The sequence below is a fragment of the Pirellulales bacterium genome (genome assembly GCA_035656635.1).
Taxonomy (GTDB): Bacteria; Planctomycetota; Planctomycetia; order Pirellulales; family JADZDJ01; genus DATJYL01.
Genome location: DASRSD010000117.1, coordinates 1 through 12,311 on the forward strand (window position 1 = coordinate 1; position 12,311 = coordinate 12,311).

General features: G+C 58.1%; 8 protein-coding genes. 5 read left to right on the forward strand and 3 right to left on the reverse strand.

The genetic code is table 11. The annotated features are described in order from the left end of the window. The 4 genes from VFE46_10900 to VFE46_10915 form a co-directional block, all read left to right on the forward strand. A partial coding sequence (locus VFE46_10900) for a dockerin type I domain-containing protein (protein HZZ28499.1) occupies positions 1-2,235 on the forward strand: 2,235 nt, incomplete at its 5' end. A gap of 44 nt (positions 2,236-2,279) precedes the next feature. Beyond that, on the forward strand, positions 2,280-3,143 hold the full coding sequence (locus tag VFE46_10905) for a dockerin type I repeat-containing protein (GenBank protein HZZ28500.1): 864 nt from the start codon (positions 2,280-2,282) through the stop codon (positions 3,141-3,143). Positions 3,144-3,512: 369 nt separating this feature from the next. Continuing rightward, complete coding sequence (locus VFE46_10910) at positions 3,513-5,570, forward strand: autotransporter-associated beta strand repeat-containing protein (protein HZZ28501.1); 2,058 nt, start codon at positions 3,513-3,515, stop codon at positions 5,568-5,570. A 287-nt stretch (positions 5,571-5,857) separates the two neighbouring features. After that, positions 5,858-8,302 (forward strand): autotransporter-associated beta strand repeat-containing protein, encoded by a 2,445-nt coding sequence (locus VFE46_10915; protein ID HZZ28502.1) that lies wholly within the window; start codon positions 5,858-5,860, stop codon positions 8,300-8,302. 9 nt (positions 8,303-8,311) lie between these two features. Here the strand turns inward: VFE46_10915 and VFE46_10920 are convergent, their stop codons facing one another. Continuing rightward, positions 8,312-10,051 (reverse strand): PQQ-dependent sugar dehydrogenase, encoded by a 1,740-nt coding sequence (locus VFE46_10920; protein ID HZZ28503.1) that lies wholly within the window; start codon positions 10,049-10,051, stop codon positions 8,312-8,314. Between the two features lie 219 nt (positions 10,052-10,270). Continuing rightward, a complete protein-coding gene (locus VFE46_10925) occupies positions 10,271-11,110 on the reverse strand; it encodes an ATP-binding protein (GenBank protein ID HZZ28504.1) in 840 nt (279 codons plus the stop codon). 277 nt (positions 11,111-11,387) lie between these two features. Between VFE46_10925 and VFE46_10930 the strand changes: the two genes are divergently transcribed. Beyond that, on the forward strand, positions 11,388-11,648 hold the full coding sequence (locus VFE46_10930; GenBank protein HZZ28505.1) for a hypothetical protein: 261 nt from the start codon (positions 11,388-11,390) through the stop codon (positions 11,646-11,648). 107 nt (positions 11,649-11,755) lie between these two features. Here the strand turns inward: VFE46_10930 and nadD are convergent. Beyond that, a partial coding sequence (gene nadD / locus VFE46_10935; protein HZZ28506.1) for a nicotinate-nucleotide adenylyltransferase occupies positions 11,756-12,311 on the reverse strand: 556 nt, incomplete at its 5' end.

Here is a 12,311-nt window from a genome sequence, read left to right on the forward strand (position 1 = left end):
TCGGTTCTGGCGGCCATCTACATTTGCTGCGTGCGATCACCGGCCCTGGCTGCAACTCCTACTTGGATTGGGCCTGATGGCTTGGGCGCTAGCGGCAACTGGAGCGTGTCGGGAAATTGGAGTCCGACCGGGGTGCCGGCCGCGGGTGATGATGCCACCATTGCGCTAGCCAACGGAAACAGCGTGACGGTCAGCTACGATTACACCGGTCCAGCCATCACGCTGAACTCTTTAACCCTGGCGGCTAATTCGACCAGCGGCGGCAGCATTGCGCTGTCGATGGCCGGAAATAGTTTGACCGCCAATAACGAAACATTAGCCAGCGGCGCTCCCAGCGATACCAATCCCACCGTCGGAGAAATTGACCAAAGCGGCGGCGCCAACACCATTCCCAGCGGCGGGTCGCTGTTTATAGGGCACGACTCAGCCGATACCGGCACGTACACGCTGAGCGGAAGCGCAGCACTGTCGGTTGGTCTTTTCGAATACGTGGGGTTCCACGGCACAGGAAGCTTTACCCAAAGTGGCGGCAGCAACAGCAGCACGAATTTGATCGTGGGAAATGCCGGCGGCAGCTTCGGAGGATTCGTTCTCACCGGCGGATCGGTCTCCACCGTTGTGGAATTCATTAGCCAGTCAGGAACGGGAACGCTGACTCAAAGCGCGGGAACGAATACCATCAGCGACAGGCTCTTCGTGGGTCATCAGGGATCGTTGGCCAACGGAACCATCAATTTGAGCGGCGGCGCCATTTCCTCGCCCGAGGAAGACATCGGCTGCGATTTGAATGGCGAAATGGTCCTGCTTCCCGGAGGGACCGGCACGGTGAACCAAAGCGGCGGGACGAACACGGTGAGCGGCCACATTTATCTCGGCGCCGATTCCGGAAGCCCCAGCAGCTATACCGTCAGTGGAACCGGCGTATTGACGGCCGAGGTCATCAATATTGGGTCGGTAGGAACGCTGAACCTTAGCGGCGGGACTATCAATATCAACGGGATCGCCCGCGATAGCGGAGGCACGTTTAGTTGGACCAGCGGCACGCTGGATTTCACTCAGGATACGATTTTGGATTTGGAGACGGACCTTTTGGGCGCTTCGCCCACGCTCAGCGGCAACCGAACCCTGGAAGTGACGGGCAACGAAACGTTGGGAGGCGCGCAGCCAATTACTTTGACGGTTAACAGCGGCGGAGCCCATACGGTGACTGGCACAATTACCGTCAATTCCGGCAGCTCACTTAAACTAAGCGGCGGAACGATTACGGTCGGCGGGCTGAATTTGGGCGCTACTCCATCGCGGCTGGATTGGACCAGCGGCACGCTGAATTTCACCAACAGTGTGACGTTTGATCCGGGAGCGACGGGCTCGCCCACGTCGGTTGCGTTTGGGCACGGATTTACTTTGTTTAACAGCATGACGCTAAATGTCACCGGCGACGAGACCGTAGGCGGCAACCAGTTCTTTTTGTTTGGCGTGAGCGGTGTCAACAATGTGACGAGCACGTTGACCGTTAGTTCGGTCGGAGAAATGACGGTCAGTGGCACAGTGACCGCCGCGGCGTTGCACAATTTGGGTCCATTGAATTTCGAGGCGGGATCGCTAACTGCCGGGAGCGTAACGCTGGACAGTGCCGGCCAAATCGCATTTGCCTTAAGCGGGACCGTTCGTGGCACGGGATACGGCACGCTGATCGCTACCGGCAATGCTACATTGGCGGGTTCCTTGATTGTTACTTCATTCAGCTTCACGCCGACCGCCGGAAATGTTTTTGATATTTTGGATTGGGGCACGCGCAACGGGAAGTTTTCCAGCATCAGCTTGCCGACACTGTCGTCCGGTTTGACGTGGAGCCTGCTGCGGTTGTACAGCAGCGGTCAGTTAGTGGTGGCCAATAGCACGCTGCTGCCGGGGGATTTCAATCGCGATAGCCATGTCGATGCCGCGGACATTCCCGTCATGGAGCAGGCGCTGACGAACCAGCCGGCGTATGAATTGTCGAAAGGCTTAACCGCCGCGCAGGTCCTGGCGATTGGCGATCTTGACGGCGACGGGAAATTCACCAACACCGATGTGCAATCGCTTCTGAATGCCCTGCAAGCAGGCGGCGGATCGACAAGCCCGGTGCCCGAGCCGGCGGCGTTCGACCTGTTGGCGGTTGGAATTCTCCTGTTTTTCCTGCGGCCGGTTGTGGGGATGGCAAGAAACTTGACATGGCCGCAGCGGGCGCGATAAATTGCTGGCACTGGGCAAGGCCTTTTGCCGAGAAGGTCCATCCGATGCGTCGTTCTTTTGCGCTGTGTCACTTCGCAGTTGCCGGGTTGCTTTTCGCGATGGCCGGGCAATCGGCCTGGGCCGATACCGCTCTTGTATTGCGCGATTATCGCTTCATACCGTCGGAAAGCACCGTCCAAGTTACCGGCGGCATTGCCGATTACTCGCTGCAGTTGCATATTGCCGGCCAGTTTGGCTTGTTCACAGGCTTAAATGAGACTATGAATCCGCTGCGGCTGGAGCCAGTCGCTGGGTTTGCTAATGTCCATGGAATTTTGTTCAATGACATGAGCGCTTCGCCCGTTCCGGTGGCGACGATCAGCGCCACGCCGCTGCCCACGCCCGGCTGGGATTTGGACAAAACGTTGAACCTCAGCGGCCTGACGGGCACGTTTACCGCGGGCGATCCGAACGACTTGTTCTTTTTCGGCGCTGATGGCAATGGCGTCGCGGAGCGATTTGAAGCTACGCTCGATGACGGCTGGCTGCATTTGACCGGCGGCACCACCGATCCGTCTTCGTCCAAGCCAGTCATTTATCGAGTCGATGCGCTGGCCCATTTGTTGCCTTTTCCAGATTTCAACGGGAACGGCGTAGTGGACTCTGCGGACATTGTGGCCATGCAGCAAGCCTTGGCGGCGCCAACGGCCTACGAAGCACAGCACGATATTTCGCCGCAAGATTTTCTTTCCCTGGGGGACGTGAATGGCGATGGCGTGGTCAACAACATGGATTTGCAATCGCTGCTCGATTATCTGAAATCGAGCGCTGCCACAGCTGCTTCGCCGGTGCCGGAGCCGGCTTCTTGGGAGATTGCCCTGGCTGCGGCAGCGGCCCTGGGAGCGATGTTTGCCCGGCGTCGAAAATAGCCGATTTTTTGAGGAATTGGGTGTCGTAAATTGCTGTGGCGTAGGTGGTTCCAAAGTCGCCGAGAGTCGAAAGACTGCCTGCCGATGGCGATTGCTTCTGGCCGCTGCTGGCCAATTCGCAGCTCCGGGCTCAGTTTGTCGCCGCTCCGATTTTTTTGAAATCGCTGAACAAAATGGTTGCATTCGCTGAGGGTGCAGTTAGAATCTAGACTTGAATTGAGATAAGGCGTTCTGGAATAGGGATCAGGCTGAGTCCGCCGTCCTTGGGGAAGGTACGCGGCGGGCAGAACGCATTTTGCGTTCTGATTGCGCGCGTGCCGGCAACTTGTTTTACGCATCATTGATCCCCTTGGCACACGGAGCGCGCTCATGTCTAGGCCCAACGTTTGGGTTCGGTTTGTCTATGTCGCGGCATTCTTTGCGGCTGCCCTGTTTTGTGTTTCTCGGTTAGGCGCCACCACGCTCACTTGGACGGGCTCGGTCGACACCAATTGGAGCACGGCAACTGCGCCCAGCAATTGGTCGACGGGGGTGCCGCCGGTCGTGGCTGATTCTATTGTGTTCGACGATAGCGGAGCGAACATTACGAACACCGACGATATTGTCGGCCTATCGGTCGCCAATCTTACGTTCAACGGCACGACCAATTCATATGTTTTGAATGGCGCCACTCCGCTGGCCCTGGCCGGCGGAGCAACCGCGCTGAGCGATAATTCCAGCGTCGGTCAAACCATCAATTTGCCGCTGAGCTTTGGCGGAGCGACAACAATCACTGGCGGACCGGGGGGCGCATCGGTGCTGGCAATCACGGGCCAGGTAAACAACACTCTCGCGTCTGGCAACGCTGTTTTGTCTCTTAGTGGAACGGGGACCATTACCGACAACTTCACCGCGACGGTTTCAACCACCGGCACAACCATTGGTGCGCCCGGCGGTACCGATAATTGGACGATTGTCGACAATGCCAGCAGCACGGCCATTACCTTGGCCACAGCGAGCATTGTCACCACCAGCGGCACATTGAATTTCGGGACCGCCACAAGCGCCCCAAATTTCACCATTACGGCCACAGCCAGCGTCGGCGATCATACCATCGGCGCCGATGTATCTCCGGCCAGCACGTTGAATGTAGCGAATGGCTTGCTGCTGCTAAAAACGCGGCTGAACACCAAGGACGGAAACGTCAACGTTAGCGGCGGCCAACTACAGGTGTGGAACCAATTTCAGATGGCGAACAGCAATGTGGCGGAAATCAGCGCCGTCACCGTCAGCGGCGGCCTGCTGGATGTGCGCAATAGCAGTGGCTCTTCCAGCACCGGCGGAACTTTGTTTGTCGCCAGCCGCGGCGCTGGCACCCTGAACGCCAACGGCGGCACGATTCAAACCGCCACACTCGATGTTTCTCGCGGTGCGGGGGCGGCGGTCGGCGGAGTTGCCAGCCAGGGGATCGTTAATCTGAATGCCGGCGGCCTCATCGTGGCCAATACCGTGACCACTGCCTCGGCAAACACCAGCGGCACGGGCGCCGGCTCTACCGCCAAGTTCAATTTCAATGGTGGTACGTTGAAAGCCCGGGCGACCAACGCCACCTTCATTCGCGATAGCACCGTCGCCGGCACGTCGATACCATTATCGCTGATGGTGCAACTGGGCGGCGCGATCATCGATTCCAACAATTTTAACGTGGGCAGTGCGGAATCGTTTCAGCATGATCCAAGCGTGGTTGGCCTGGATGGCGGATTGACGAAAAAGAACACTGGCACGTTGACGCTCAGCGGCATTAGCAATTTCAACGGACCGGTCACCATTCAAGGTGGCACGTTGGCGCTGAGTACTGCAGCCACCAATAACAATTTGGGCGCCGCGGAGACATACATTGTGGGCGATAGCCAGGCGGATAGCTCGGCAATCTTCAACGTCAGCGGCATTAGCGCTGCGGGCGGATTTATTCTGCAAACCGGCCAAACGCTGGCCGGCTATGGCACCGTCACTGGCGCAGTAACGGCCGGGATCGGCAGCACGGTCGGGCCAGGCAACAGCATCGGCACGTTGACCGAAAGCACCAGCATGGCATTGGCCGGCACGCTGAGCATCGATTTGAACGATGCCGATGCCAACGTCAACGACCTGCTGAACGACACGGGCAATTTGGACATCAGCGCTGGCACATCGGCCGTGACGTTCAATGTCACCGGCACGCCCGGCGGTTCGGCTTATATTTTCGCCAAGTATGGCAGCCTTACCGGCAGCGCCTTTGGCACAGTGAACGGCCTGCCGACCGGCTACACCCTCGACTACGACTACCAGGGCAACAACGATATTGCCCTGATTCCCGTTCCGGAGCCGGCGGCTTTGCTGCTCGCAGCCCTGGGCGGCCTGGGGTTACTGCTGTATCCGCGGAATAAAAACAAAGCTGTAACCGCCTAATCTGCAGAAGTTGATAAAGCCTCGGCTGTTTTCCTTCTGAACTTGGCGTCCGCCCGCGAAGGCAAACCACCGAAATTGGGAAACTCAGTGATGGAAATCTCATATATATGTAGCAATATCGTTGCAATCGTTGCAGCTTCATCTAAACTGAGGGTGGAATCAGAAAGAGGCGTTTCCGCTTGTGTTGGGGGTGCGGGCTGTTCGGAGGAGCACAAGTCTTCTGTACATGCCGCGTACTTGGCAACGTTGTTTTGCTTCTGTGACTCATTTGTACGCGGAGTACGCCCATGAGAAATCGCTGCGCGCAGTCTTCCTCTTTCACGGCACTTACGGCCAGTGCCATCCTACTCTGTTGTGCCTGCATTTCGCACGCCACGACACTTACTTGGGACGCTAGCGGAACCAATCCGGCAACGCCGACCGATGGCTCCGGCAACTGGGATGCTCAAACTGCCGCCAATTGGTCCAACGGCGCTACAGACGTAGTGTGGGATAATCTCAGCACCGCTGTGTTCGGCGCCAACAATGAAGCGGCGGGCACCGTCACGATTGATGACACCACTGGCACGGTCAGCGCCGCGGGAGTCACCTTCAACGCGGCCGGCAGCGGTAATTACACGATTGCCGGCAGTGCCAGCGACACGCTTACATTGACCGCTCCCACAATCACTGTCGCTGCGGGACTTAGCCCCACGATCAGCGCTCCCGTTGTGGGCACAAGCGGCCTTACGCTAGTTGGCGCCGATGCCTCACCCACCTTAACTCTTAGCGGAAACAATAACTATTCCGGAACCACGCAAGTCAGCGCGGGAACACTCACCGTGGCTTCCGGCGGCAATTTGGGGGTAGCCGCCAATGCACTATTATTTGGCAATGCTGGCGGCACCATCGCCACGTCGGCCAACGCAATTTTGAATAGTGGCGTGACGGTCGCCAGCTTCAACGACACCACCGAATCGACCGGCGTTACGACCACGGGCGCCCTGGTTATTGCTAGCGGCCAAACCGCGACGGTGAGCGGCACGTTCACCGTGGGCGTGGTGCAAAGCAATCTGGCGACGAACACGAATCAAACACTCACCAGTTACACCGGCGCATTTAATTCCGCCAACAATGGCACCGGCGGCGAATTAGATGTGAACGGCGCCATGACGGTCGGGGCTAATCCTGGCGGGGCCAACAAGTTCACGGCCACGATTGATTTCACGGCCTACAGCACATTTAAATTAAACGCTCCAGCCACGACGCTGAACATTGGCAACGGACTTAACATTGCGGGCGTCGTATCGCTGGCCAGCGGCGCCAACAGTGCCAATACCATCAATGTTGCTACGATCAGCCTTGGCACCAGTGGATCGAGCAATGCTCAAACAGGGAGCAAGTTGAACTTGGGTTCGGGGAGCAATGCCATCGAGGCCAGCACAATTAACGTTGGCACGGGAAAATCCAGCGGTGCCATTCAATTTGGTTCCAGCAGCGGCTCGGTCACCATTGCGGGCACAGGCGGTTCAGGCACGTCGAACATCACGATCGGCAACCAAACCAGCGGCACTGCAACCAGCAGCACTAGTTCGCTGTTGTTGGCTGGCCACAGTGCAACAGTTCAGGCAGGAACGCTGCTGGTTGGTCAGGGCAATGGCGATACGGCAGGCACAGCCAATGCCTCGGTGACTTTCGATACGGGTACATTCAATGTGAGCACGTTGAATATCGGTTTTGTATTGGGTTCCTCCACGCAGCCCGGCGGAGCAACCGGCGCGGTTACTGTGGGCGGCGCCAGTCCCAACAACACCGCCACGGGCGTGTTCAACGTGGGATCGGTGAGTTCGGCCGGCACGTTCGTCCTTGGCAAAGATACCAACACGAACGCTTCACCCGGCACGGCCACGGCCACGTTCACTATCAACGGCGGAACGGCCAATGTGTTTGGCACTAATATCACCAACGCCAGCACCAAGGGGACGACCGTTTCCACGTTGAACCTGAGCAGCGGCCTACTCGACATGCACGGAAATTCCATCGGCGGCGCAGTGGTCAACAGCGGCAATGGACCCATCGCGGTGAACTTCCCGGCAACCAGCAACACGGCGACCCTTGCCAATTTGGCCGGCGGCGGCATCAATGCGGCCGGTCTGAATATGAACACTGCCGGCAAACTGATTCTGGCCGGCACCGACACCTACTCCAATAACACCAGCGTGAGCAATGGCATTTTGCAACTTGACGGCGCCTACACAGGAACCGGAACTTTCAACGTCACCGGCGGTACGCTGCAGGGGAAGGGTTCCACCGTCGGTGCTGTCTCGATTTCCTCCGCCGCTTTCCTCGCGCCGGGCGACAGCATCAACACCATTGGCGTGGGTTCTGCCTCGCTGGCCGGCACGCTCAACATTGAACTGAACGACGCCGATTCCAACATCGTTGACCTGCTCAATGACAGTGGCAACTTGGATATTAGCGCAGGCACGTCGGCTGTGACGTTCAGTGTCACCGGTACGCCCGGCGGCTCGGCTTATGTGTTCGCCAAGTACGGCAGCCTGACGGGAACTGCTTTCGGCACGGTCAACAACCTGCCGACCGGCTACCAGATTAATTACAGCTACAACGATGGCGTCAGCAGCAATAACATTGCCCTGGTTCCCGTCCCGGAACCGGCCGCCCTCGTGCTGGCAGCCGTGGGTGGATTGAGCTTGATGGTTTGCCGGCGTAAGAAATCCGCGGCCCGGGCTTAAGCCGACTATTTAAGACGACGAAGTTGAGTTTGAGCGCGAATCGTGGCAGTCGTTTTTCTTTCGGCGAGCGCTTCGAGCGCCTGCCAAGGCCAAGCAGCTACCGCCTAATTCCAAAAGAACAAACGCCGCCGGCTCCGGCACAGCCACCAGTTCGCGAATCATACCGTCGCTTTTGCTGATGATGTAAATTTCGCCGTCGTCTCCTTCAATCAGGCGAATATCTGCCCGCCCCCCGCCGTAAGCCACTCCGTACGGATCGTCGCCGGCGGTCACCAGGCTGGAATCTGCGCCGGGCAATACGTCGCCATCGGCCACGCCGTCATTTCGCAAATCGAAGGTGGAATGCACCAGATCGAACAAGCGAATGGGCGATCCGTTCTCTAGCAGGTTCAATTCGTGAATGTCGGAGGTCGGCAGCGGTGCATTCAGGCTTTCTTGCGCCAGCATCGCGGCGTAATCAACATAGAACAACCGGCCGGACGTGATGTCGCCAAACACGTATTTGCCGTCGAGCTGCGGAATGCCCGCGCCGTGATAAACAAAGCCGCTGGAAACGGCGTCCCCATCTTCGTGGCTGTACTGCACCACCGGATACGTGGGAACAATACTGCCGCTGGTTACGCCGGGGCTGATGGTCAGCGGCAACGTGGCCGGCAGCGGCGCGTTGGTGACTTGATTCGACGAGCTGCTGAGCACCTGGTTTCCTTCCAACGACGAATAACCGTAGTTCTGCCCTTTGGTGACGAAGTTCACTTCCTCGTACGAATGCAGCCCGATGTTGTCGACAATTAGCTGGTTGCTTTGCGGATCCCAACTTAGCCGATGCGGATTGCGGAAGCCGTAGGCCCAAATTTCGCCTTTGGCTCCCGTGGAAGTGAACGCCGCCGAAGCGAAGGGGTTATCGCTGGGAATGGCGTACGGCGTGGTGTCGGCAACGCCATTGGGCAAAATGCGCAACACTTTGCCCAAATAATTGTTGAGCATTTGGTCCTGGGCGCGCGTGGCTGGATTTCCGCTTTCGCCCGCCGCGCCGTCGCCGCTGGCAATGTACATCATGCGATAATCAGCATCGCCGGGCTTTGCGTTCGGGTCGAAAATAATATCTCCCAGCGGATGAATGTTGGAGCTGTAGGCCACGCGCAACATTTCGCGATGGCTCAGTTCGGAAACATCGGCGGGGTTGCCGAAATCGGCCGGGTTGGAGATTTGCCACTCGGTCAGCACGCCTTCAGAAAAACTACTTTGGTTGCCGACGGTTTCGGTGTGCGTGGTGTAAAATTCGCCATAGCCGGGCAGCGCGGGATTGCCGTCGAAGTTCGGATCGAACTGAATGGTCACCAAGCCGGCGGCCAGGCCGGGGTTGTTGTCGAAGTTGGGGAACACACTGGCGAAATTAAAAAACGTGGTGAACTGCCGCGTGGTTTTGTCGAGCGTGTATAAATTACCGTTCAAATCATTGACGACATATTTATTGGGATCGACCGGGTCGGAGCGCATGAAGTTGATTCGCGCCACTTGGGCCGCCGTGCGATCGGTTTGAGAAGACGCCGTATTGGGAGCCGTGGCGTAATCTTGAATCGCCACGTTGATCTGACCGGGATCGTACCGATCGGTAATTTGCGGCCCCGTGGGATAAGCCGCTTCCAAACGCGCGGCCGCAATTAACACGCCCAGGAGCACGCACGCCCACAATGCAAGAACTTGCACTCGCGGCAACGAAGGCCGCAATATCCGCCACGCATAACCCATGCTTGCCTCTCTCTGCTTCCGGCAGGAACTCAAAATCAGAGCGAGTTTCCCGCGCCGTGCCGCCGTATTTTCCCTGTTTCCAGCGTCCATCATACGCACGGCACTGACAAACGCAAGCAGAATTGCGTGATCGCCTAATTTGAAACTGGAGCGGCGGCTGCTCTCCGCAAATGGAAAATCGCCGGCGCGCGGTTCAACCAGTGGACACGCGCCTGTCGACTAGCGGTCGACAGGGCTGGGAGAGTTGGCCGTAGGCATGGAGGCGGCCACGTTTCCGATGGGCGCGGAAGAAACCGCCGCCGGAATTTGCACCGCGGGCAGCTTGATGGTGAACGCCGTTCCCTTGCCCACCGTGCTGTCGACCCGAATGCGGCCATGGTGGGCTTCAATAATATCGCGGCACATCGACAGGCCCAGCCCGGTGCCTCCTTTGCCGCTGGCATCCGGGCCATCTTTCGTGGAAAAGAACGGATCGAAAATGCGGCGCATGACTTCGGGCGTCATGCCTTTGCCGCTATCGCGCACCGCCAGTTCCACCATGTGCGCGGCCGCATCGTAACTCAGGCGGACCATAATGATTCCGCCATTGGGCATGGCCTGACGGGAATTGATCAGCAAGTTCAACAGCACCTGCTGAATTTGATTGCCGTTGGCCAGGGCCGGCGGCGCGGCGTCGATTTGCGTTTCCACGCGAATGCGGTACTTGCTCATTTCGCGCTCCAACAGCACCATCGAATCTTCGATCACGCGGCTTAAATCGGTCGGTTCCAACCCGGCGGAGCGATTGCGGGCAAAGCTCAAAATGCCGTTGGTGATTTTTGCCGCCCGGTTGGCGGCGGCCAGAATTTTATCGAGCGCCTTGTCGCGCGTAGCAGTGTCTTTATGCCGCAAACCCATTTTGGCGTAGTTCAAAATGGTCATCAGCACGTTATTGAATTCGTGCGTGGTGGTGCCCACCAACTCTCCCAAGGCCGTCAACTTTTGCGCTTGCGCCAATTGCTGCTTCAAAAGCGCAATTTGTTGCTCGGGGCTTGGCTGCTCATCGGTTGAATGCGACATCCGCGTCTCCGCTCACGTAGGCTTTGCCCGATCGGCAAGGTTTAGCAACGGTGCCTGCTCGGCCTGAAGCGCCTCCTCTTATCGATGCGTTCGATTTGCCGCAACCACCTGATTTAGCTTGGAGTTGCGCAGCTCCGGGAGACGTTATGAAAGGTATCGTCGGACTCGCCTGGGCAACTGTAGCGCAAGCCGCTACAATCCGCGGCCCGCCGAGAGGCTTGGCGTCAGGGAGTGGGGAAATCGATTTCAGGGTGTGCTGAAAAAGGGAGTACTGATCATGCTCACCGTCGAACTGTTGGAAGAAGCATTGGAACTTGCCCGTCGTGCCGGCTACAAAGTGCGGCAAGAATGGCTGGACGGCTGCGCTGGCGGCGCGTGCGTTATTCGCGGACAGAAGTGGCTGTTTTTGGATCCCACGCTATCGCCCGCCGACCAATTGCAAGAAGTGCTGAATGCAATGTGGGCCGATCCGGAGGTGGCCTCCATCGACTTGGGTCCGGAACTGAACGAATTCGTTCCGCAGCGCAAGGCGGCCTGAAGAACGTCCCCGCGCTATTCATCTCGTGATAAAACCGCAACCGGCGGTCGCGCTGGCGCCACAAAAAAATCATCCGCGGCAACTCTGCGCGATCGGCGGTCGCAGCTTTATATACGGTACAGTCCCTGCGCTTCAATATATTTTTCCACGGCCCGCGGCGTGCGGTAGCGAATGCTCAGCCCGGCGGCAACTCGGCGGCGCAAATCGGATGCGCTTAAATCGATGGTCGGCATTTCCACACGGTGCGATCGGGCAATCGCCAGGCGCTCGGGCGACATCAGTTGAGACAATACCGTGTCGTCTGGGTCCGGCGAGCCGGTGCGGCGCACGACCACGGGAATGGCCAATTCGCAAATGCGCTGCGGCTGCCGCCAGGTGGGCAAATCGGCCAGCGAATCGGCGCCCATCAGAAAAAATAATTCGCGTTGCGGTTGCTCGTTGTGCAGTTGCTGAAGCGTGTCGAAAGTATAACTCACGCCGCCGCGGTCAATTTCTCCCGTGTATACCGCAAAGGTTTCCTGACCGCCGATGGCCAGCTTGAGCATTTCCACCCGATCGGTCCCTTCCGAAAGTGCGCGGTGCTGCTTATGCGGCGGAATAGCGGCCGGGACAAACCAGACGGCATCTAACCGGCATTGTTCGCGGCAGCACTCGGCCAAAACT